Raw genomic sequence first — 23,552 nt, forward strand, 5'->3', positions numbered from 1 at the left:
GATTTCAGCCTCACTGCATGAATTGCCGGGGCTGCTTTGCAGCCCGATCGCGACACAAGGCCGCTCCTACAGGGGGAGACCGCCACCTGACTTAGCTGCAGCTCGCCCGATCACGCACCGGGCACTGTGCGCGGTGCAGGTTCAGTGCGGTGTTGATGATGCCGATATGGCTGAACGCCTGGGGGAAGTTGCCGAGCATTCGCTGGCCCGCCGGGTCGTACTGTTCGGCCAGCAGGCCAAGGTCGTTGCACAGGCCGGTCAGGCGTTCGTACAGTGCCTGCGCTTGTGCCTGGCGGCCCAGCAATACATACACGTCGGCCAACCAGAACGAACACACCAGGAAGGTGCCCTCCCCGGGCGTCAGGCCGTCGCTGCAGCGGTCACTGTCATAGCGCAGCAGAAGACCGTTTTTCATCAGGCGCTGTTCGACCTGTTCGAGCGTGCGCAAGAAGCGTGGGTCATCCGCCGGCAGGAAGCCGGTAAGGGCGATGTGCAACAAACTGGCGTCCATCTCGGTCGAGCCATAGGCCTGGACGAAAAAACGGCCGCTGGGGTCCAGGCCCCGCGCGCATACTTCACGACGAATCTCGTCAGCCACCTGGCGGTAATGCTGACCACGCTCGCGGCCTTCCTCGGTGGTGTCAGCCAGCCCTGCGGCACGGTCGAAGGCAACCCAGGCCATGACCTTGGAGTGCACGAACTGCTGCCGGCCGCCGCGCACTTCCCAGATGCCTTCGTCCGGCTGGCGCCAGATGCGCTCGACGTAAGGCAGGATCAGTCGTGAGATGGCGGCGCTACGTGGATGGCGGGGCAAGCCGCCCTTGATTGCCTGGGTCATGGCATCGGCGAGTTCGCCGTAGATGTCCAGCTGCATCTGCGCCGACGCTGCATTGCCCACCCGCACCGGTTGCGAGTGCTCGTAGCCGGCCAGCCACGGCAAGGTGTATTCCTGCAGGTCGCGCTCACCGGCCAGGCCGTACATGATCTGCATCTGCTCGGGGTTGCCGGCCACCGAGCGTAACAGCCATTCCCGCCAGGCCTGGGCTTCGTCGAAGTAGCCGAGGTTCATGAAGGCCAGCAGGGTCATGGTCGCGTCGCGCAGCCAACAGAAGCGGTAGTCCCAGTTGCGCTCGTGGCCGATGCGCTCGGGCAGCGATGTGGTGACGGCGGCAACGATGCCGCCGGTGGGCGCGTAGGTCATGGCCTTGAGGGTCAGCAGCGAACGGCGCACCAGGGCGGAATATGGGCCCACCTGTGGGCAGCGGGCGGCGAAGGCCTGCCATTGGTCGATGGTCTGCGCCAGCGCTTCGTCGATATCACAGCCGGGCTGCACCGGCAGGTGCGAGGGCTGGTGGCGCAGGCTGAACACCTGGCGTTCGCCCGCGCCAACGCGAAAGCGGGCGACCGTGTGCTGGTCACGGGCATGCGGGGGGACGGTGCTGCACAGGATCAGCCGGTCGGGGCCGGCGACGGCGCTGAGGGTCCGCGGGTCGAGCCGTTCCACCCAGGGCACGCTGCGGCCATAGTCGAAGCGCATCACCAGGTCCATTTCGAAGTTGGTTTCGCCAGCGAGGCCCTCGACGATGCGCACCAGCGCGTTAACCTCGCCCAGCGGCATGAAGTCGAGCACACGGGCGCGGCCGGTGGCGGTCACCCAGGTGGTTTCCAGCACCAGGGTGTCGTCCAGGTATTGGCGGCTACTGTATTCGACCGGGTCGCAGGGGGCCAGGCGCCAGCGGCCGTTTTCTTCGTTGCCCAGCAGGGCGGCGAATACCGCGGGGGCGTCGAAGCGTGGCAGGCACAGCCAGTCGAGCGAGCCATCGCGGCTGACCAGGGCGGCGCTGCGGCAGTTGCCCAGCAGGGCATAGTCTTCGATGTGGGCAGGCATTGGGGCTCCTTTGTGTGGTTGTCTGTGACGGCCTCTTCGCGGGTAAACCCGCTCCCACAGGTACATCACAGGCCTTGAAACCATCGATATCCCTGTGGGAGCCGGTTTACCCGCGAAAGGGCCGGCACAGGCCTTACAGAAACCTCACCCCAACCGATGCCACTCGCGCTTGTCCCGCGCCAGCAATTCATTGCCGGCCTCGGGCCCGTCTTCACCGGCCGGGTACTCGTGCACCTCGCCGCCCTGGGCCCAGGCATCGAGGAACGGCTGCACCGCGCGCCAGCCGTTTTCGATGTTGTCAGCCCGCTGGAACAAGGTCTGGTCACCGGTCAGGCAGTCGTAGATCAGCGTCTCGTAGCCGGTCGCCGGGGTCATCTTGAAGAAGTCCTTGTAGGCAAAGCCCAGCTCGACATTCTCCATTACCAGCTCCGGCCCGGGGCGCTTGGCCTGCAGGTCGAACCACATGCCTTCGTTGGGCTGGATCTGGATCTTCAGGTAATTGGGCTTGGGCCGCTCCAGCTCCGACTCGCGGAACTGCGCATAGGGCGCAGGCTTGAAGCAGATGGCGATTTCGGTATCACGCACGCTCATGCGCTTGCCAGTACGCAGGTAGAACGGCACGCCGGCCCAGCGCCAGTTGTCGATCATCACCTTCAGCGCCACATAGGTCTCGGTCTGGCTATCCGACGCGACGTTGGGCTCGTGGCGGTAGCCGGGCAACTGCTTGCGCCCCTGCTTGCCGGCACTGTACTGGCCACGCACGGAGTTTTTCAGGGCCATCTTCACCGACCATGGGCGGATGGCGCCGACCACCTTGGCCTTTTCGCTGCGCACGGCATCGGCGGCGAACGCGGCCGGGGGTTCCATGGCCACCATCGCCAGCAACTGGAACAGGTGGTTGGGCACCATGTCGCGCAACGCCCCGGTGCTGTCGTAGAACGCACCACGGGTCTCGACGCCGACGGTTTCCGCGGCGGTGATCTGCACATGGTCGATGTAGTGGTTGTTCCAGAACGATTCGAACAAGCCGTTGGAGAACCGGCTGACCAGGATGTTCTGCACCGTCTCTTTGCCCAGGTAATGGTCGATGCGGTAGATCTGCCGCTCGCCCATCACCTTCAGCAGGCAGGCGTTGAGCGCCTCGGCGCTGGCCAGGTCGGTGCCGAAGGGCTTTTCCACCACGACGCGGCGAAAGCCGCCGGCCGATTCGTCGAGCAGCCCGGCCTGCCCCAGGCGCTGCGCCACTTCGGGGAAGAAGCGCGGCGAGGTCGCCAGATAGAAGATGGCGTTGCCGTGGCGGGTTGTGTCGATGCGCTTGGCGAGGGCCTGGTAGGTGGCCGGATCGAGGAAATCGCCGGTCTGGTAATCCAGGCGCTTGGCCAGGCGTGCCCACAGCTTCTCATCCAGGCACTTGGCCGTGCCCTCGCCGCCTTTGTCACGCTCGACCATGAACGCGTGCAGGCGTTCGGCGAATTCCTCAGCAGTGGCCGGGTTGTGGTCGACGCCAACAATGCGCAGGTTGCGGTCCAGCAGACCGTCACGGCTGAGGTTGTAAAGCGCCGGCATCAGCAGGCGCTTTACCAGGTCGCCATTGGCGCCGAACAGGAACAGGGTGCATGGCGGAGCAGCCGGAATGCTCTGTTTGGTCATTCGGCTTTTTTCTCGACGTGGCCACCGAAGCCCAGGCGCATGGCCGAGAGAATCTTGTCACCATAGGTACCTTGCTGCTGGCGCGAGCGGAAGCGGGCGAACAGCGCGCTGGACAGCACCGGCACCGGCACCGCCTGCTCGACGGCGGCGTCGATGGTCCAGCGGCCTTCACCACTGTCGGACACCGAGCCACTGAACTGCGACAGTTGCGGGTCGGCCACCAGCGCATCGGCAGTGAGGTCGAGCAGCCACGAGGTAACCACGCTGCCACGCCGCCACACTTCGGCGATTTCGGCCACGTTCAGGTCGAAACGCTGGTCTTCCGGCAGTTCGTTGCCGCCCTTGCTGCGCAGCAGGTCGAAGCCTTCGGCGTATGCCTGCATCAGGCCGTATTCGATGCCGTTGTGCACCATTTTCACGTAGTGCCCGGCACCGGGTGGGCCGGCATGGATGTAGCCGTGCTCGGCACGCTGGTGCTCGCCGCTGCGGCCATGGGTACGCGGGATGTCACCCACGCCCGGGGCCAGCGCCTTGAACAGCGGCTCCAGGCGCTCGAACACGTCCTTTTCGCCACCGATCATCATGCAGTAGCCACGGTCCAGGCCCCACACACCGCCCGAGGTGCCGACGTCCAGGTAATGCAGCCCGCGCTTGGCCAGCTCGGCGGCGCGGCGCATGTCGTCCTTGTAGAAGGTGTTGCCGCCGTCGATGATCGCATCGCCCGGCTCCAGCAGTTCGGCCAGTTGGGCGATGGTCTGCTCGGTGGGCTCGCCGGCGGGCAACATGACCCACACCGCGCGCGGCGCTTTCAGCTTCTGTACCAGCGCACCGAGATCGTGCGCACCCTGGGCGCCCTCGCCCTCCAGACCGGTGATGGCCTCACGGTTGCGGTCATGCACCACAGTACGGTGGCCGGCGCGCATCAGGCGCCTTGCGATATTGCCGCCCATGCGGCCCAGCCCGATGATTCCCAGTTGCATGAGCCGATGCTCCCCTTTCGAAATAAATGACAACACAATCCAGCTTTTCAGATTAGTCCAGCGTACCGCTCGAGGGTTCAGCGACGAACGGCGGGACCACGATAAACAAAAAAGTTCCCAAGACCTGCGAAAGAATTCAGAATGCGCCCGCGTGAAGCGTCTACGCTTTAACTTGTCACCAGCCAAAACCGCGAGGTGTGTCCATGGGTACTTTGATGCCTGCAACCCCAACCCAGACCCTCTATGTCTCCGTGCGCCGTGATGAGCTGCGTAAACTGAAGGACGAACGTGACCAGCTGCGCCAGCAGGTCGCCCAACTGAACCTGCTGCTGGCGCAGGCGCGCACAGACGGCAAGGCCGTTACCCTCTGAGTTTGCCCCTCCCCTGTGGGAGCCGAACTGCTCCCACATCGCTTAATCGAGCAGCCAGCTATTATCGCCATTTTCCAGGGTACCGCCATGACTGGTGGTATCGCCGACCCTGGCAAGCGGCTGCCCATCATCCATCATCAGTGCCGAGCCGCTGGTAATCACCGCCCCACACCCGAGCCTGTCGCCAACCCTGGCGGCTGCCCTGCCGTTGACGAAGAACAGGCTGGAGCCGCTGCTGATGCTGGTCGGGCCGCACAATGGGCAGTGGTGAGTGTGACCCAGCAGAACGATGGCAGGCATTGTTGCCACTCCCGAATCATGTGAGGCGCCAGGCACGCATGCCGGCAGCGCCAATCAGAACGTTCTCGACAGCCGCCAGTGCACGACCTGGCCATCGATCTCAGGGAAAGGTACCTGGTGCATGAACACCTGCTCGCCCACCATGCGCTCGACGCAGACGTAGTACCCGGGCCATGGGCAAGGCGTGCCGGAAGGCCAGCCTGGGGCATCCTCGCGCCTGGCGGTTTCCGGATCGCGGAACTGCTTGCCCAGGCGTCGGTAATGCGCCCTTTCGACGAGCGCCTGCGGGTAAAAGTGGGGAGCGCTTTCCAGGGCATCACCCTGCACAGACCATAAAAACGCCACCAGTGCCGCCTCGAAGGCCCAATAACCCAAGTGGTCACTCCGTGCCCGGGTGTGGCGCTCGTGCCAGTAGCAACCGTGCGCATTGGCGTACCACTGCCCGAGATAGTGCATGAGCGCGTCATGCTGCGCGGGGCCTTTCAGGTCGAGGCTCTCCAACAAGGCGCCGTAAGGTTCGGGGTGAAGCAATGAGGTGCCTGGGTAGGCTTTGCCCAGCCGCTGGAACAGGCGATGCAGCAGCAGGTCGGGGCTGCGCTCGTCGTCCTGGTTCAGCCAGCCCAATACCTGGTCGACACGCTCGGGGTAACCGCACAGCACCGCCAGCGACAGCAGCCACAAGGCAAGCCGGTATTCATCCGACACCCACGGGCGCAACTGCTCGCTGGTTGCCGGGTACGCCGAAAAATGCCGGGCGAACTGGGCAAACGCATAGTCTGCATAGGCCTCCACCAGCTCCATCGGCTCGCCACCGGAATACCGCTGCACTGCCAGCTCCAGTGCCATGTGTGCCCAGTCGCGGCTAAGGCCACGGTAGTGATGCCTGTGCTCGGCTGGCCCGATCAGCAATGCTTGGGCGTCAGGGTCGGCGAATTCCTGCTCTTTTTCACGCGTCGAAGCCAGGTAATGCTGCTCGACCATCCACGGGTCGCGTTTGATGCTGTCGAACTGGCCCATCGGCCCTCCCGCACGCTATAAGCCTTTCACCAAGCGCCAAACCAGAGAGCGCCCATTTTCGCTCGGCATCTCTACGCCTTGCATGAATGTCTGGGGCCCCACCGCCCATTCATCACATACCCACACGCCGGTGCGCGGGCAAATTTCGCCCGACCTGGCAAGCGCATCCGAATACGGCGCGCTTTGCAGTTGTTCAGGGAAGCTTTTGATAACTTGACGCTTGCGAGCATCGTCTACCAAATCCTTCGGGTAGAAAGGAAGATCTCTATAAGGCGTATCGTCGACGCCCCACAACACAGTGACCAATCCTGCCTCAAAGGCCCAATAGCCAAAGAAACCCGCATCGCTTCGTGCCTTGTGCCGGTCATGCCAATAACAGTTGCGCATGCCGCGATACCACTGCTTCAGGTAGCCGCACCAACAGGTGCGCGGCCGCCTGGTTGAAGGGCCAGTTGCCCAGGTAGCTGCGAAGCTTTGCCGTTGCCGCGATGACCTTGGTCAAGAACTGGTTCAGATAGGCCAGCAAATCCTTTTCATAGCTCGTGAACCTGACCTGGCGCAGCCAGAACTCCACGCTGCCGCGGGTGAACTTGCCAAGAAACGCAACCACGGTCCGCAAGATGATCTGGCTTTCACGGATAAGCAGCAGGCACAAACCTCGCAGAAACGCTGCCGCTTCCTGGCCGACCAATGCACCTGCCACCGAGCCCACGGGGGTACCCACCGCCCCCACCACGGCACCGATGATCGGCGCGATCAAGGTAATCAGGCAGGCAATCAGCAGCACCCACTCCTGCCACTGTGGCGGCTGCGCCGTTGCCTGGCTGTCATCCGCCGTGTAGCGCTTGCCCAAGCGCAGACACACTGCGGCCAGGTCACGGGCGCTGAGCACGATCACCACCCCAGGCACCAACGACAGCAGCATGTCGGCAATGACCACGCTCAGTGGCCGTTCCTCGGCAAACTCCCCCAGCACCAAGTCACGCAGCCAGCCAAAGCCGCCTGCCACCCTTTCCACCGCTTCATCCAGCCAGTCAGCAGCGGAGTTCATGGCTGGCCACCTGCCGAGGTGCAGCCGGCAAGCAATGCCTGCAAGGCAGCATCCGGCTCGATTGCGGTCGTCAGCTGCAGCGAGCCTTGGCCAACCTCGTAGCGCACCTGGGCGCTGCAACCGGGGGTAACGCCAGCCAGGCGGGCATAGCCGTTCTGGTCGACCATACCCTGGCGCTGGGTGCCATCGGACAACGTCGCCACGTAGGCCGTGCCCGCAATTGGCGTACCGTCGGCATGCACCAGGCGAAACTCGATTTCCTCCTGCGACGGTGCAGGCGGCTCACCGTAACGTGCAGGCGCCTTTACCTGGGCGATGGCATGCAACAGCAGTGGCTCGGGGCAACCGATTTCGATGCGGCCATCACCCAGCTTGATAAACGCCCCGCCGCAACTCAGGGTCAGCGACGTTCGGCTATCGATGTGCACATGGCCGTGATGGCTGGTGATCGACACATCGTCATTGGCATCGACCCGCAGTTGCCCGCCGACCTGCACACGCTTGTCCTGCGCGACCTGCTCGCTGGCCTCGAGGCCAACCATCACGCTCAACGCCCCGCCAACGGCCAACGACTTGCCCAGGCCTATGCTTTCGACTTTGCCAAGGGCGACCGTTTCGCTCTTGCTGGCGCCGACCTTGACACTGCGGTTGCCACCTATGTGCACCACTTCGTCATGCTCGACGCGCTCGCTACGATCATTGCCGATGAGCGTGGTTTCGTTGTGCTTCACGACGTTGTTCTGGTCGCGCTCGGCATGAATGAATACTTCCTGCCGCCCCAGTTCGTCCTCGAAGCGCAACTCGTTGAAGCCATCGCCTTTATGGGTCTGGCTCTTGATGGTCATGCGGGTCTTGTGTTCGGGCAGGTCGTAAGGCGGCAGCTGGTCACCGCAGTAGGTGCGCCCGGTGATCATCGGCTGGTCAGGGTCGCCATTGACGTACTGGACAATCACATCCTGGCCAATACGCGGAATGGCCATCGAACCCCAACTGCCACCGGCCCAGCCTTGCGACACCCGCACCCAGCAGGAACTGAATTCGTTGTTGCTACTTTCACGGTCCCAGGGGAAGCTGACCTTGACCCGCCCCCACTGGTCGCAAAAAATCTCTTCGCCCGGCGGGCCGACCACGGTGGCCATGTGCGGGCCATCGATGCGCGGCTTGGCCAAGGGTGCCGGGCGCCATTCGGCCATGCCTTGCACCAGCAGCGCATCGTTCACATAGCGGGTACCTTGTTCGGCGCCGGCGGCTTCTTCCTGCAGGCTGGTGAACTGCGTACCTTCGTGGCACAGGCTGATTACGCGCCAGTGCACATTAAGGTCTTCACGCGGGTGGCCGACTAGGGTGAAGCTCAGGCCTGGCTGCAGGCGCACGTCATCGCCCTGTACTTCGGCCAGGCGGGCGTCATGGCGCAGCGCCGTCAGCCGCGTTTCAGTGAAGGGCTTGCCGACCGCATCGCGCTTGTAGCGCCCCGGGTAATCAAAAAACTCATAGTCCAGCGACTGGTGCGTGATTCCGCTGGCCTGGGCCTTGTGCTCCTGGCGATAGGCCGGGTTGGTGAAGGTGTAGTCGCGCTGCACCTGCTGCGCAGTACGCACCTGCTCGCAGTAGCGCAAACGCCGCAGGCAAGCACGGGCCTGGTCGCCACCGCTACTGGCGTGGTACAGCACCTTGTCGGGGCCGAGATCATCTTCATCCAGCCAAAGCGCTTCATCATCTACGGGCTTTAGCGTGCCCCGGCTGAGCAACCCAAGCGATAGCAGGCGATCGGTAACGATCAGCGTGTGGTGCCTGGCGCAGTGTGCAAAGCGGTAGACGAAGCCCTCTTCAGCGGCAAGGCGATGGATAAAGTCGAGGTCGGTTTCCCCCGCCTGGACACAAAACTCACGCACCTGGTGATCGGCGCTGGTATTGAGCTCAAACCGGGCAATGCCCTGACGCTTGAACATCAGTTCAAGAATCTGCGGCACGGTTTTCTGCTGGAAGATGCGCCAGTTCGAACGCAAGCGGGCACGGGCCAGTTGCGGCTCGACCACAGCGTGGTAGCGCGTGCGACAGAAGCCGGTTTCACCTTGGCTGAAGGCACTGACCAAGCCATGCACATGACGCAGTGGCCGGTCTGCGCAATAAAGGGTGAATAGCGCAGGCTTGTCGAGCACCTGGGCGAAGTCGACATCACTGTCGTAACTGACAAGTTCAAGGCTCAGTACAAATGGCTGGCTTATGGTTTCTTCCAGCTTGAATGAAACCACTTCGAACTCCGTGCGCCCGGCGAGCGCCTGAAATCCGAAACGAAAGTCCGACTGTTTCATGAGTTGCTCTACCGCCATCATGTTTACCGGCGAAAAAAACAACCACATCCTGGCTTTCTTCAAGATGAGCACATCGAATGAAATTGCCCGTCGCCAACGTTCAAGCCGGCTAGATCCGTGGCATTGGCGGACTTGACCGATGACGACAGTGAGGATGAGGCAGTGACTGAAGAGCAACTTAAACCGTACCGCCCCGCCATGACAGGAACGATGGGTTTCATGCATTGACGATTTCGTAGGAAATTTCCTAAAGCATCAACTTACAAACTTTTGCGCGTGCGAGTCTGCTCACTGAAACACAAGAAATTCAAGCCAGGAAAATAATAAATACAGATACTGATAAGTTCGCGAAACAGCCCCTTTCATTCCTCCTGAAATCACGTGCACCATTCTGTTCGAGGGCGATGACCTTGGCACCCCTCAAACGCACCAAAAAGGTGCATGACTGGCTGGGATTGGGGCATGCCGTCTGGCCCTCATCCACCGCTCCAACCCCTGCATTTACATCCGGTCACAACCGCCAACGTTTGCGTCTACTCCGCAGCATGACAATAGTGACCAGCGGGTCACCTTTTCATCTATTTCTCTCCTACACTCGGGTTTCGGCCCGCCATTTGCTCAACGGAAGAGTGACGAAAAAAAGTCGAACTTTCCGGAACGCGGGCAGGTCAGGAACTAAGTAGGCCAAACGCAAAGGGACTTCCCAGCATCGGCCCACATACCCCACCAGCCCAATCGCCTTCGGCCGGAATGCCGATCGCGCCGTGCCTGCGCGCACGACCCTGGGGCATGGAACGCACTACGCAGAATCCAGAATCAGAGAGAACCAACACGAAACATCGCCACGGGTGCCAGCACCCGGCCAAGCATAGGGACGGAGAGAAGTATGATCAGTGCCGCTGTCGAGCCTCACGTAGATTCATTCAACCCGGACAACCGCGAACCGCTCACCCCGGACTTCGCCACGACAGGCAAGGCACCCGGCGCCCAGCGCCAGCACAACCGCAACAAGCGCAAGATTTTGTTCGTGACCTCGGAAATCGCCGACCTGGTGAAAACCGGTGGCCTGGGAGACGTGTCCGCCGCCCTGCCCCGCGCCCTGGCGCACCTGCACGATGTGCGGGTGCTGATCCCCGGCTACCGGCAGGTGATGGAAAGCGACAACCCCATCCACATCGTCGGTGAACTGGGTGGCCACGCCGCACTGCCGCCGTGCAAGATCGGGCGCATGGACATGGCCGACGGCCTGGTCATCTATGTGCTGATCTGCCCCGAGCTGTACCAGCGTGACGGCACTCCCTATGGTGCCAACAACGGCCGCGACTGGCCCGACAACCACATCCGCTTCGCCCGCCTGGGCCTGGCCGCCGCCGAAATCGCTGCCGGCGAAGGCAGGATCCACTGGAAGCCCGAAGTGGTGCACGCCCACGACTGGCCCGCCGGCCTGGCACCGGCCTACATGCACTGGCGCGGGCTGAGCACGCCAACCCTGTTCACCATCCACAACCTGGCCTACCAGGGCGTGTACAGCCGCGGCTGCAGCCCGGAACTGGCAATCCCCGAACACGCCATGCAGCAGGAAGGCATGGAGTTCTACGGCAAGCTGTCGTTCCTCAAGGCCGGCCTGGCCTACGCCAGCCACATCACCACGGTCAGCGCCACCTATGCCCGGGAAATCACTACCCCGGAATTTGGCTGCGGCCTGGACGGTTTCCTCGCCAGCAAGGCCCAGCAAGGCCTGCTCGGCGGCATTCCCAACGGCATCGACGAAAGCTGGGACTCGGCCACCGACAAGCACCTGCAGCACAACTTCAGCATCAACGACTGGGAAGGCAAGGCGCGCAATGCCCAGGAAGTACGCGCGCTGTTCGAACTGCAGCCCTCCGAAGGGCCCTTGTTCGCAGTGGTTTCGCGCCTGGTCTACCAGAAAGGCCTGGACCTGACCCTGGGTGTGGCCGACTACATCGTCGAGCAAGGCGGGCAGATCGCGATCATCGGCCGCGGCGAGCCGGAAGAAGAGCAGGCCATGCGCGAACTGGCGCTACGCCACCCGGGCCGTATCGGCGTGCGCATCGGCTTCAACGAAACCGATGCCCGGCGCATGTTCGCCGGCAGCGACTTCCTGCTGATGCCGTCTCGCTACGAGCCATGCGGCCTCAGCCAGATGTACGCACAGCGCTTCGGCTCGCTGCCGGTAGCGCGCAAGACCGGCGGCCTGGCCGACACCATCGAGTGCGGCGTTACCGGCTTCCTGTTCAACGAGTCCACTGTCGAGAGCTATCGCGAGGCACTCAGCCGCGCCTTCTATGTATATGGCAAGAAGGACCTCCTGAATGCCATGCGCTGCCTGTCGATGACCCAACCGTTCAACTGGTGCCAGGCCGTGGAGCCCTATGCACGTCTGTACGAGGACCTGGTCAAGCAGGCGCAGCACAGCCACTACTGAGCGGGGAGTTGAAGATGCACAGGCATGGCGCACACCTGCTGGACGCCACGTCGGCGCGCTTCGCCCTCTGGGCCCCGGATGCGCGCAGCGTGAGCGTGGAACTGGAGCAGCAGCCGGCCATCGAGCTGTTGCCCGACGATGATGGCTGGTTCACCGGCGTGGCCCCGTGCCAGGCCGGTGACCGTTACCACTACCGTATCGACGGTGCACTGAAGGTGGCCGACCCGGCCTCGCGCTATCAGCCCGATGGCGTGCAGGGGCCGAGCCAGGTGGTGAATGTGGCCAGCTATGCCTGGCGACACCCCTGGCAAGGCCGGCCCTGGCACGAGGCGGTCATACAGGAGCTGCATGTCGGCCTGCTCGATGGCTACGCCGGGGTCGCCCGGCAACTGCCGCGGCTGGCCGAACTGGGCATCAGTGCCGTCGAACTGATGCCGCTGGGGCAGTTCCCCGGCGAGCGCAACTGGGGTTACGACGGCGTGTTGCCCTATGCGCCGCAAAACACCTATGGCAGCCCCGAGCAGCTGTGTGCGCTGGTCGACCAGGCACATGGCCACGGGCTGATGGTGCTGGTCGATGTGGTGTACAACCACTTCGGCCCTGACGGCAATTACCTGCACCAGTACGCCAGCCCGTTCTTCCGCGAAGACCGGCAGACCCCCTGGGGCGCAGCCATCGACTTCCGTCGCCCGCAGGTGCGCGAGTTCTTCATCCAGAACGCCCTGATGTGGCTGTGCGACTACCGCTTTGACGGCCTGCGCCTGGATGCCGTGCACGCCATCGACCAGCCCGACTTTCTGGTCGAGCTGGCGCAAAGGGTACGCGCTGCGGTGGAACCGGGCCGCCACGTATGGCTGGTACTGGAGAACGAACACAACCAGGCCTTCCTGCTGGAGCAAGGCTTCGATGCCCAGTGGAACGACGACGGCCACAATGCCCTGCATGTGCTGCTGACCGGCGAAACCGAAGGCTACTACGCCGACTACCAGCAGCGCCCCATCGACCAGCTGGCCCGCTGCCTTGCCGAAGGTTTCGTGTTCCAGGGCCAGGCCAACCGCCATGGCACGCCCCGCGGCGAACCCAGCGCGCACCTGCCACCCAGCGCGTTCGTGCTGTTCCTGCAGAACCATGACCAGGTCGGCAACCGCGCCCTGGGCGAGCGCCTGACCCGCCTGTGCCCACCGCAGGCGCTGCGGGCGGCCACCGGGCTGTTGCTGCTGGCGCCAATGATTCCGCTGCTGTTCATGGGCGACGACGATGGCAGCTGCCGGCCGTTCCTGTTCTTCACCGACTTCCATGACCAGCTGGCCGACGCCGTGCGCGAAGGCCGGCGCGGCGAGTTCGCCCATTTCGCCGCCTTCGCCGACCCCGAGCAGCGCCAACGCATCCCCGACCCCAACGCCGAACAGACCTTCGAGGCCTCCCGCCCGCAAGGCAAGGAAGTGATCGCCGGCTGGCACGGCCTGTACCAGCACCTGCTCGAACTGCGCCGCCGCCATGTGATCCCGCACCTGCCGGGTAGCCGCGCGCTGGGCGCCGAAGTACACGGCGACAAGGCCCTGACCGCACGCTGGTGCCTGGGCAATGGCACCACCCTGCGCATCGACCTGAACCTGGCCGCCACCCCGCAGGTGGTCGAGTTGCCCGCGCCGGCCAACCGCCTGTTCGACAGCAGCGACACCCGGCACCCCGATACCCATCTGGCCGCATACAGCTGCGTGGTCAGCCTGCTTCCCCCTGCCCAGGAGCGCCCATGAGCGAAACCGCCCTGCACCGTCTGGCGAGCCGCGTCGGGCTGAGCCGCGACTGGATCGACGCCAATGCCCGGCCCCAGCGTGTCAGCGACGAGGTACTGCGCAACATACTTGAAGGCCTTGGCCACCCTGCCAACGATGACGCCGCCATCGCCGCCAGCCTGCGCGCCGTGGACGCTGCCGAAGACAGTGAGCACCTGCCGCCGCTGCTGACCGCCGACCTAGGCCAGCCATTGGCACTGGCGCGTTACTTCAGCGCCGCCAGCGTCGCGCACTGCACCCTGGAGGACCACAGCGCCCTCACCCTCAGCCTCGACGACCAGGCCCGCCTGCCCGGCGCGCTGCCCATCGGCTACCACCAGGTGGAAATCGACAGCCGCCGCTTCACCGTGGCCGTGGCCCCGCTGCGCTGCCACAGCCTTGAAGACCGGGTGCAACAGCCGCCACCGCGCTGCTGGGGCCTGGCTGTGCAGCTGTACAGCTTGCGCCGCCCCGGCGATGGCGGCTATGGCGACTGCCTGGCCCTGGAACAACTGGCCCGCGCGGCTGCCGAACGCGGCGCCGATGCCTTGGCCATCAGCCCGATCCACGCCCTGTCGGCCATCGACCAGACGCACTACAGCCCCTACTCGCCCTCCAGCCGCCTGCTGCTCAATACCCTGTACGCCAGCCCAGCCGCGCTGCTCGGCGAGCGGGAGGTGCGCGTGGCCATCGAAGCCTGCGGCCTGGAGCAACAGCTCGAAGACCTTGAGCAAGGCCCGCTGGTAGACTGGCCGCGTGCCGCCAGCGCCCGACAGCGCCTGCTCGAAGCCCTGTACCAGGGCTTCAGCCAGGGCGACCACCCGCTACGCAAGGACTTCGACAGTTTCCGCAAAGCCGGTGGCCAGGCGCTGGAGCACCATTGCCGCTTCGAGGTGCTGCAGGCCCAGGCCGTGGAGCATGGCCTGGGCGCCGACTGGCGCCACTGGCCCAAGGCCTGGCACGACCCATACCACCCGGAAGTGGAGGCCTTCGCCAACGCCTACCCGGCCAAGATCGAGTTCCATGCCTTCTGCCAATGGCTGACCGAACGGGGCCTGCAACGCGCCCAGGAAGCAGCGCGCGGCAACGGCATGGCGGTCGGCCTGATCGCTGACCTGGCGGTGGGCGCCGACGGTGCCGGCAGCCAGGCCTGGAGCCGCCAGGACGAGCTGCTGGCAGGCCTGAAGGTAGGCGCACCGCCCGACATCCTCAACCGTGCCGGCCAGGACTGGGGCATCTGCGCCTTCTCGCCCGAAGGCCTCAAGCGCAACGGCTACCGCGCCTTCATCGAAATGCTCCGGGCCAACCTCGCCCACGCCGGCGGCCTGCGCATCGACCATGTCATGGGCCTGCGCCGGCTGTGGCTGATCCCGCAGGGGGCCAAGCCCAGCGAAGGCGCCTACCTCAACTACCCGCTGGAAGATCTGTTACGCCTGCTGGCCCTGGAGTCGGTGCGCCACCAGGCAATCATCCTCGGCGAAGACCTGGGCACCGTGCCGGACGGCCTGCGCGAGCAACTGGCAGCCAAGGCCGTGCTGGGCATGCGCGTGCTGCCCTTCGAGCAGACCCAGCCCGGCCATTTCAAGCCGATTCTCGACTGGCCGGACAACGCCCTGGCCACCACCGGCACCCACGACCTGGCGCCGCTGGCCGGCTGGCTGGAAAACCGCGACATCGACTGGAGCCACCGCCTGCAACTGATCGATGCTGCCACCGAACTGCACTGGCGCCACGAGCGGCAGAAGGAGCACGATGGTTTGCGCCGCACCCTGGAGGCCAACTACGGCACGCTGCCGAACAACGACGCGCTGATCGACGCTGCCATCCGTTACGTTGGCCACACCCGCGCACCGCTGGTGCTGGTGCCATTGGAAGACCTGCTGGGTTGTGACGAGCAACCCAACCTGCCGGGCACCACCTCCGGCCACCCCAACTGGCGCCGACGCTTTGCCCGGCCGGTACGTGAACTGCTCGACGACGAAGACGCTGCGCGGCGCCTGGAACTGCTGGCCCAGGCCCGCGAACAGGCTTGGGAGCGTGACCGATGAAAGCGCTGACCGCGACCCTGCGCCTGCAGTTTCACAGTGACTTCACCCTCGATCACGCCGTGCCGCTGGTGCCGTACTTCGCCCAGTTGGGCATCAGCCACCTGTATGCCTCGCCCATCCTCAAGGCCCGCGCCGGCTCCCGCCATGGCTACGACGTGGTCGACCCGACCTGCGTCAACCCCGAGCTGGGCGGCGAAGCGGCGCTGCAACGGCTGGTCGCCGCCCTGCGTCAGCACGGCATGGGGCTGATCCTCGACACGGTGTCCAACCACATGGCCGTGGGCGGTGCCGACAACCCCTGGTGGCAGAGCCTGCTGGCCTGGGGTCGGCGCAGCCCGTATGCAGAGTTCTTCGACATCCAGTGGCACTCCAGCGACCCACTGCTGGCCGGCCAGTTGCTGTTGCCGTTCCTCGCCAGCGACTATGGCGTGGCGCTGAAAAATGGCGAGATACCGCTCGAGTTCGACAAGCACCATGGGCTGCTGCAGGTCGCCCATTACCAACACCGCTTCCCGATCTGCCCGGTCGATTATGGCTGGATTCTCGCCCTCAGCCCGGAGCCGGCGCTCAAGGCCCTGGCCGAACGCTTCACCGCGTTGAGCGCATCGGCCACGCCGCTGGCCGACGCCCTGCCCCTGCAAGCTGAACTGGCGCGCCTGGCGGGCGAAGGCGCTGACCTCGAATCGGCTCTGGTGGCGTTCGACAGCCGCAGCGAGAATGGCTTCAAGCGCCTGCACCTGCTGCTGGAACGCCAGACCTATCGCCTGGCCAGCTGGCGTACCGCCGCCGACGACATCAACTGGCGGCGCTTCTTCGACATCAACGAGCTGGGCGGCCTGCGGGTGGAACGCGCGGTGGTGTTCGAGGCCACCCACGCCAAGCTGTTCGAACTGATCGAGCGTGGCCTGGTGGACGGCCTGCGCATCGACCATATCGACGGCCTGGCCGACCCGCGCGGTTACTGCCGCAAGCTGCGCCGACGGGTCGATGGCCTGCTGGCACGGCGGCCGTTGAATGCCGCCCTGGAGCATTTCCCGATCTACGTGGAGAAGATCCTCGGCGCCAACGAGCACCTGCACCGCGACTGGCTTACCGATGGCACTACCGGCTATGAGTTCATGAACCAGGTCTCGCTGTTGCAGCACGACCCGGCAGGCGAAGCAGCGCTGACCGAGCTGTGGGCCAATGTGAGCGAACGCCCCGACTTCCCCGAAGAAGTACGTCAGGCCCGCCACCTGGTGCTCAATGCCAGCCTGGCCGGCGACTGCGAGTCGGTGGCCCAGGCGCTGTTGCAGGTGGCGCGCAACGACCTGATGACCCGCGACCTGACCCTGGGCGCGATTCGCCGTGCCTTGCAGGCGCTGGTGGCGCATTACCCGGTGTATCGCACCTACTTCAATGCCTGCGGGCGCCCGGCAGAAGACGAAGGGTTTTTCCAGCAGGCCCTGGCCAATGCCCGCCTCGACCTCGGCGAAGCCGACTGGCCACTGCTCGAGCACCTGCAACAATGGCTGGGCGGGCAAGCCTGGCGCCGCCTGCCAGCAGGCCGGGCGCGCAAGCAGCTACGCCACGCCTGCGTGCGCTTCCAGCAGCTGACCGCGCCCAGCGCCGCCAAGGCCGTGGAAGACACCGCCTTCTACCGCAGCGCGCGGCTGCTGTCGCGCAACGATGTGGGCTTCGACGCCGAGCGTTTCAGCGCCCCGCTCGAGCACTTCCACAACGAGGCCCAGCGGCGCCTGCGCGACTTCCCCGACAACCTGCTGGCCAGCGCCACCCATGACCACAAGCGCGGCGAAGACACCCGTGCGCGCCTGGCCGTGCTCAGCGAGCGCGGCCCGTGGCTGGCCAGCCGAATGGAACACTGGCGCGAACTGGCCACGCCGTTGCGCACGCAACTGGATGACGGCCTGGCGCCCAGCCCCGGCGACGAGCTGATGCTGTTGCAGACCTTGCTGGGCAGCTGGCCGCTGGACCTCGACCTGCACGATGTCAACGCCCTTGGCCAGTACGCCGAACGCATTCGCCAGTGGCAGCAGAAAGCCCTGCGCGAGGCCAAGCTGCGCAGCAGCTGGAGCGCGCCGAACGAAGCCTACGAAAGCGCCTGTGCCCGCTACATCGATGGCCTGCTGCTGGACGGCGAGAACCAGCAGCTGCGCAAGTCGCTGGCCGACGCCGCGCACCTGCTGGCCTGCCCCGGTGCCCTCAACGGCCTTGTCCAGGCCCTGCTGCGCATGACCACGCCGGGCGTACCGGACCTGTACCAGGGCAACGAATACTGGGATTTCAGCCTGGTCGACCCGGATAACCGGCGCGCCGTGGACTACGCGTGCCGGCGTCGCACCCTGGACGATGCAACGCCGGTTGCCGAGCTGCTGGAGCACTGGCGCGATGGCCGCCTCAAGCAGGCGCTGATCGCCCGGGTGCTGGACTGCCGCCAGGCCCATGCCGAGCTGTTCCGTCGTGGCGCCTACCTGCCCCTGACCGTGCAGGGTCGGCATGCCGACAAGGTGATCGCGTTCGCTCGCCTTGGCGAGGGCGAACGGGCCGTCATCATCGCGCCACGCCTGGCCAGTACCCTGCTGGCAGGTGCACCGACACCCCTGATCCCGGCACAGAACTGGGACGACACCCGGGTAAACCTGCCGTTTGCCTTGTCGCCTGCCAACTCGACGGGACTTTTCCCCAGTGCTGCGGTCAGCTCTTCCAAGGAGCTGATGTTGAGCGCCGTGCTGGCGGAGTTTCCGGTCAACCTGCTGATACAACAATCTTGAACATCAGGAGCGTCATGATGAGTGTTGATGAAAAACGTATCCGCGAATTTGCCTACCAGATCTGGGAGTCCGAGGGTAAGCCCGTCGGCCAGGAAGACCGCCATTGGGACATGGCTCGCAAGCTGGCCGAAGCCGAGGCACTGGCACCCAAGGCGGCGCCGCGCAAACGGGCCCCGGCCAAGCCCAAGGTAGCGGCTGAACCGGTTGAGAAGGCCGTGGCTGTGAAGAAACCCCGGGCGGTGAAAAAGCCGGCTGCCGGTTGAGCCTGCACCGGCCTCTTCGCGGGTAAACCCGCTCCCACAGGTACACCGTCATCCTCAAGCCTGGCGCTATCCCTGTAGGGGCGGGTTCACCCGCGAAGAGGCCGGTACAGGCCTACGCAGCTCCCTCCACCACCACGGCCACAGAGGACCGCCATGAGCCCCCGCACCCCGAAGAAAACCCGCTCGGTCGCCCCGTCGCGTATCCGCGAAGGCCTGCCCTTCCCCCTCGGCGCCACCTGGGATGGCCTTGGGGTCAACTTTGCCCTGTTCTCGGCCAATGCCACCAAGGTCGAGCTGTGCCTGTTCGACTCCACCGGCGAGCACGAAATCGAACGCATCGAGCTCCCCGAATACACCGACGAGATCTACCACGGCTACCTGCCTGACGCTCACCCAGGGCTGGTCTACGGCTACCGCGTGCACGGCCCGTACGAGCCGGAGAACGGCCACCGCTTCAACCCCAACAAACTGCTGATCGACCCGTATGCCAAGCAACTGGTCGGCAGCCTGCAATGGTCCGAAGCACTGTTCGGCTACACCATCGGCCACCCCGACGGCGATCTGTCGTTCGACGAGCGCGACAGCGCGCCCTTCGTGCCCAAGTGCAAGGTGATCGACCCTGCATTCACCTGGGGCCGCGACCAGCGCGTGCAGATCCCCTGGGAGCGTACGATCATTTATGAGGCCCACACCCGTGGCATCAGCATGCGCCACCCAGCGGTGCCGGAAGAACTGCGCGGCACCTTCGCCGGCCTGGCCAATGACGAGTTGCTCAAGCACATCAAGGAGCTGGGCGTTTCCAGCATCGAGCTGCTGCCGATTCACGCCTTCGTCAACGACCAGCACCTGCTGGACAAGGGCCTGAACAACTACTGGGGCTACAACAGCATCGCCTTCTTTGCGCCCCACCCGCGTTACCTGGCCAGCGGCAAGATCGCCGAGTTCAAGGAAATGGTCGCACACCTGCACGACGCCGGGCTGGAGGTGATCCTGGATGTGGTCTACAACCACACCGCCGAAGGCAACGAGCGCGGCCCCACGCTGTCGATGCGCGGTATCGACAACGCCTCGTACTACCGCCTGATGCCGGACGACAAGCGCTATTACATCAACGATTCCGGCACCGGCAACACCCTGGACCTGAGCCACCCCTGCGTGCTGCAGCTGGTCACCGACTCGCTGCGCTACTGGGCCGGCGAAATGCACGTGGACGGCTTCCGCTTCGACCTGGCGACCATCCTTGGCCGCTACCACGACGGCTACAGCGAACGCCACGGCTTCCTCGTCGCCTGCCGCCAGGACCCGATGCTGAGCCAGGTGAAGCTGATTGCCGAACCATGGGACTGCGGCCCGGGCGGCTACCAGGTGGGCAACTTTGCCCCGGGCTGGGCAGAGTGGAACGACCGCTTCCGCGACACCGTGCGCGCCTTCTGGAAAGGCGACGAAGGCCAACTGGCCGACTTTGCCTCGCGCATGACCGCCTCGGGGGACATGTTCAACAACCGTGGCCGGCGTCCCTATGCCTCGGTCAACTTCGTCACCGCCCACGACGGTTTCACCTTGCGCGACCTGGTGTCGTACAACCACAAGCACAACGAGGACAACGACGAGAACAACCAGGACGGCACCGATAACAACCTGTCATGGAACTGCGGTGTCGAGGGGCCAACCGACGACCCGGCCGTGAATGCCCTGCGCATGCGCCAGATGCGCAACTACTTCGCTACCCTGCTGCTGGCCCAGGGCACGCCGATGATCGTCGCCGGCGATGAGTTCAGCCGTACCCAGCACGGCAACAACAATGCCTATTGCCAGGACAGCGAGATCGGCTGGGTGAACTGGGACCTGGACCAGGAGGGCAAAGAGCTGCTGGCTTTCGTCAAGCGCCTCACCCGCCTGCGCCTGGCCTACCCGGTACTGCGTCGCTCGCGCTTCCTGGTTGGCGACTACAATGAGGCGATCGGCGTCAAGGATGTGACCTGGCTGGCACCGGATGGCAACGAGATGAGCGTGGAACAATGGGAAGACCCGCACGGGCGTTGCCTGGGCATGTTGATCGATGGCCGTGCCCAGGTCAGCGGCATTGCCAGGCCAGGCGCCGAGGCCACCGTGCTGCTGATCGTCAATGCCCACCATGACATCGTGCCGTTCCAGCTGCCAACCGTGCCCGAGGGGGATTACTGGAGTTGCCTGGTCGATACCGACCGGCCAGAGCTGCGCAAGGGGCAGCATCTGCAGTTCGACAGCACCTTCGAGGTGAAGGGGCGGTCGTTGCTGCTGATGGTGTTGCAGCGTGATGAGGAGTGAACCTGACAGTTTGGTACCTGTCCCTTGTAGGAGCAGCCTTGTGCTGCGAAGAGGCCTTTACCGGCACAGCAAGTGGTTTGCCTTATCGGCCCTTTCGCAGCACAAGGCTGCTCCTACAAGGATCCGCGCAAACCCGTTGACCGAGGAGTAACCGTGAACCCCGAAGCCGGCAGTAAAGGTTTCGCCAGTGTCAACCAGGCCCCGGCCGTGAAGCGGCTGCGGGTGCTGACGGTGAATACCCACAAGGGCTTCACCGCCTTCAACCGGCGCTTCATCCTGCCGGAACTGCGCGAGGCGGTGCGCAGCACCCAGGCCGACATCGTCTTTCTCCAGGAGGTGCTCGGCAGCCACGACCGCCACGCCGCGCGTTACCCCGGCTGGCCGCAGACCTCGCAGTACGAGTTCCTCGCCGACAGCATGTGGAGCGACTTCGCCTACGGGCGCAACGCGGTCTACCCCGACGGCCACCACGGCAACGCGCTGCTGTCCAAATACCCGATCATCGAACATCGCAACCTCGACGTGTCGATCACCGGCCCCGAACGACGTGGCCTGCTGCACTGCGTCCTCGACGTGCCTGGCCAGCATCAGGTGCATGCCATCTGCGTGCACCTGTCGTTACTGGAAAGCCACCGCCAGAAGCAGCTGCAACTGCTGCGCAAGCTGCTCGAATCCTTGCCCACCGACGCCCCGGTGATCATCGCTGGCGACTTCAACGACTGGAAATCCCACGGCAACCGCACCTTGGGCCTGCAGCGTGACCTGCACGAGGCCTTCGAACGCCACCATGGCCACCTGGCCCGCACCTATCCTGCGCGGCTGCCGCTGTTGCGCCTGGACCGTGTCTACCTGCGCAACGCCGAAAGCCATGGGCCGCGGATTCTGGGGCACAAACCTTGGTCGCACCTGTCGGACCACCTGCCGTTGTCGGTCGAAGTCAGGCTTAGCAATCATTCTTCATAGCCGCAGCACGGCAAATAGCGAACCTGGCTATACCTAGCCGAATTATCTTGTGATTCAACAAGTTGAACAAAGCCACGGAACCTGAACACATCCTTCACGCTTTCTTGACGCAAGCGGCGCCCTCTCCTTAGCTGAACATATCTAGCAGTAATGATCTCGCGCAGGGCCTCTAGCTCGCGCCTTCGTGCGCGCTGCAGAAAGCCAGGCGTGCTGGTTTGGGTCGCCCACTGTTTTTGCCGTACAGCTCGTGACAACAGGCCAGGTCCTAGGGCTGTAACACCAAAACAAAGGAGATCCGCCATGAAAAGCACCTCGAACCCCTTGCGCTTCGAAAGCATTTTCTACGCGGTTTCCACGTCGCTGCTTCTGGCAACCCCGGTGGAAACTATCGCGTATGAACTGCAGGACGACCCGACCTCGCCCGGCTTCCTGCACCAACCGGCAGTACCACAGCTTACGCTCGACCCGGTCAGCGCCAGTGGCTTGAGTATCGGTACCTTGAGCGCGTTCTCGCAAAAGATGAGCGAACGCCATGGGCAGCCTGCACCGGACCTGGTCGCCAGCCAGTGGGCGCAGTTCTTCCCCACCACCGCGCGCAGTGGCGCGCAGCCTCCGGACCAGCTGGAGGCCCCCAGCCAGCAACTGATGATCGGCCCGGACCTGTTCGTGCGTGAAACTGCAGCGGGCAATGTGCACCGCGCGGGGATCTTCGTGGGGCAAAACAACCTGCAGACCAACTTCAACGGCATGCGCCAGCTGTTGGGCGACAAGCAACGCAACGCCGTGAACCTCAGCGGCGAAAGCCTGGGGGTGTACTGGAGCATGACCCATGAACAGGGCTGGCACCTGGATGCCGTGGCCATGGGTTCACGCATCGACGTCAACGGTCGAGGCGAAAACGGCCAGCGACTGGACGACAGCGGCCACGCGATGACCTTCTCGCTGGAAGGCGGCATCCCCATCGGCCTGGGTGGCGGCTGGGTGATTGAGCCACAGGCACAGTTGATCAACCAGCAGTTCTTCCCCGGCAGCCGGGCGCAGGAAGAGACCTTGCAGGCCTTCGACAGCCAGCCGAGCTGGAGCGGTCGGGTCGGCGCCAGGCTGTCCGGGCGTTATGAAGTACGCGGCATGCCGATCGAACCCTATGTGCGGACCAACGTGTGGTATGACTTCAGCAATGCCGATGAGGTGAAGCTGGACCAGGTCGACAAGATCTCCAGCTCGCGCTACTCGACCACGGTGGAACTGGGGTTGGGGCTGGTGGCGCGGGTGACACCCACGGTGGCGCTGTTTGTCAGTGCCGATTACAGCAGTGACGTCGACGACAATGATCTGAACGGGTTGATTGGCAGCCTTGGGGTGCGGATGCGGTGGTAGGCAGGGTCGGCCCTTTCGCGGGTGAACCCGCTC

Annotated in this window: 17 protein-coding genes; 9 read left to right on the forward strand and 8 right to left on the reverse strand. The window is 64.4% G+C overall.

Going from position 1 to position 23,552, the window contains the following annotated elements; all coding sequences use genetic code 11:
• Positions 1 to 91: 91 nt before the first annotated feature.
• The 3 genes from KDB76_RS19085 to gnd all read right to left on the reverse strand — a co-directional run bounded on the left by KDB76_RS19085 (position 92) and on the right by gnd (position 4,542).
• Positions 92 to 1,888 carry a glycoside hydrolase family 15 protein gene (locus tag KDB76_RS19085; protein ID WP_038409965.1) on the reverse strand — a complete coding sequence of 599 codons (1,797 nt, stop codon included), beginning with the start codon at positions 1,886 to 1,888 and terminating at the stop codon, positions 92 to 94.
• Between the two features lie 144 nt (positions 1,889 to 2,032).
• The gene (gene zwf / locus KDB76_RS19090) at positions 2,033 to 3,538 is read right to left on the reverse strand and encodes a glucose-6-phosphate dehydrogenase (RefSeq protein WP_038409966.1); all 1,506 of its coding nucleotides are present in this window, start codon (positions 3,536 to 3,538) and stop codon (positions 2,033 to 2,035) included.
• Positions 3,535 to 4,542: a phosphogluconate dehydrogenase (NAD(+)-dependent, decarboxylating) gene (gnd, locus tag KDB76_RS19095; protein WP_230491510.1), complete on the reverse strand. Its 1,008-nt coding sequence runs from the start codon at positions 4,540 to 4,542 to the stop codon at positions 3,535 to 3,537. The genes zwf and gnd overlap by 4 nt, the downstream gene beginning before the upstream one ends.
• A gap of 179 nt (positions 4,543 to 4,721) precedes the next feature.
• Here gnd and KDB76_RS19100 point away from each other — a divergent pair, with 179 nt between their 5' ends.
• Positions 4,722 to 4,889: a DUF6026 family protein gene (locus tag KDB76_RS19100; protein ID WP_003258397.1), complete on the forward strand. Its 168-nt coding sequence runs from the start codon at positions 4,722 to 4,724 to the stop codon at positions 4,887 to 4,889.
• A 42-nt stretch (positions 4,890 to 4,931) separates the two neighbouring features.
• Here KDB76_RS19100 and KDB76_RS19105 read toward each other — a convergent pair whose 3' ends face one another.
• The 5 genes from KDB76_RS19105 to tssI are packed head-to-tail and all read right to left on the reverse strand — an operon-like array spanning position 4,932 to position 9,569.
• Positions 4,932 to 5,189 carry a PAAR domain-containing protein gene (locus KDB76_RS19105; protein WP_038409967.1) on the reverse strand — a complete coding sequence of 86 codons (258 nt, stop codon included), beginning with the start codon at positions 5,187 to 5,189 and terminating at the stop codon, positions 4,932 to 4,934.
• A gap of 54 nt (positions 5,190 to 5,243) precedes the next feature.
• Positions 5,244 to 6,206, reverse strand: a complete 963-nt coding sequence (locus tag KDB76_RS19110; RefSeq protein WP_038409968.1) for a PoNi-like cognate immunity protein — start codon at positions 6,204 to 6,206, stop codon at positions 5,244 to 5,246.
• Between the two features lie 15 nt (positions 6,207 to 6,221).
• Positions 6,222 to 6,593, reverse strand: coding sequence for a PoNe immunity protein domain-containing protein (locus KDB76_RS30085; RefSeq protein ID WP_200873957.1), 372 nt, complete (start codon positions 6,591 to 6,593; stop codon positions 6,222 to 6,224).
• Complete coding sequence (locus KDB76_RS19120; RefSeq protein ID WP_200873958.1) at positions 6,571 to 7,257, reverse strand: hypothetical protein; 687 nt, start codon at positions 7,255 to 7,257, stop codon at positions 6,571 to 6,573. The genes KDB76_RS30085 and KDB76_RS19120 overlap by 23 nt, the downstream gene beginning before the upstream one ends.
• Positions 7,254 to 9,569, reverse strand: coding sequence for a type VI secretion system tip protein TssI/VgrG (gene tssI / locus KDB76_RS19125; protein ID WP_038410477.1), 2,316 nt, complete (start codon positions 9,567 to 9,569; stop codon positions 7,254 to 7,256). Before tssI ends, KDB76_RS19120 begins: the two co-directional genes overlap by 4 nt.
• Positions 9,570 to 10,455: 886 nt before the next feature.
• On the opposite strand from tssI, the gene glgA reads away from it, so the two are divergent.
• From glgA to KDB76_RS19165, 8 genes are all read left to right on the forward strand, one after another.
• Positions 10,456 to 12,015: a glycogen synthase GlgA gene (gene glgA, locus KDB76_RS19130; RefSeq protein ID WP_013973326.1), complete on the forward strand. Its 1,560-nt coding sequence runs from the start codon at positions 10,456 to 10,458 to the stop codon at positions 12,013 to 12,015.
• A 14-nt stretch (positions 12,016 to 12,029) separates the two neighbouring features.
• Positions 12,030 to 13,772, forward strand: coding sequence for a malto-oligosyltrehalose trehalohydrolase (gene treZ, locus KDB76_RS19135; RefSeq protein WP_038409969.1), 1,743 nt, complete (start codon positions 12,030 to 12,032; stop codon positions 13,770 to 13,772).
• Complete coding sequence (gene malQ, locus KDB76_RS19140; protein WP_038409970.1) at positions 13,769 to 15,838, forward strand: 4-alpha-glucanotransferase; 2,070 nt, start codon at positions 13,769 to 13,771, stop codon at positions 15,836 to 15,838. The genes treZ and malQ overlap by 4 nt, the downstream gene beginning before the upstream one ends.
• Positions 15,835 to 18,609: a malto-oligosyltrehalose synthase gene (locus KDB76_RS19145; RefSeq protein WP_013973329.1), complete on the forward strand. Its 2,775-nt coding sequence runs from the start codon at positions 15,835 to 15,837 to the stop codon at positions 18,607 to 18,609. Before malQ ends, KDB76_RS19145 begins: the two co-directional genes overlap by 4 nt.
• A 14-nt stretch (positions 18,610 to 18,623) precedes the next feature.
• Positions 18,624 to 18,872: a DUF2934 domain-containing protein gene (locus KDB76_RS19150; protein ID WP_013973330.1), complete on the forward strand. Its 249-nt coding sequence runs from the start codon at positions 18,624 to 18,626 to the stop codon at positions 18,870 to 18,872.
• Positions 18,873 to 19,025: 153 nt separating this feature from the next.
• Positions 19,026 to 21,179, forward strand: coding sequence for a glycogen debranching protein GlgX (glgX, locus tag KDB76_RS19155; RefSeq protein WP_013973331.1), 2,154 nt, complete (start codon positions 19,026 to 19,028; stop codon positions 21,177 to 21,179).
• Positions 21,180 to 21,332: 153 nt separating this feature from the next.
• Positions 21,333 to 22,142: an endonuclease/exonuclease/phosphatase family protein gene (locus tag KDB76_RS19160; protein ID WP_013973332.1), complete on the forward strand. Its 810-nt coding sequence runs from the start codon at positions 21,333 to 21,335 to the stop codon at positions 22,140 to 22,142.
• Between the two features lie 300 nt (positions 22,143 to 22,442).
• Positions 22,443 to 23,519, forward strand: a complete 1,077-nt coding sequence (locus KDB76_RS19165) for an autotransporter outer membrane beta-barrel domain-containing protein (RefSeq protein ID WP_038409971.1) — start codon at positions 22,443 to 22,445, stop codon at positions 23,517 to 23,519.
• Positions 23,520 to 23,552: the final 33 nt, after the last annotated feature.

Source organism: Pseudomonas sp. JS425, from assembly GCF_018223845.1.
GTDB classification, from domain to species: Bacteria; Pseudomonadota; Gammaproteobacteria; order Pseudomonadales; family Pseudomonadaceae; genus Aquipseudomonas; species Aquipseudomonas asiatica.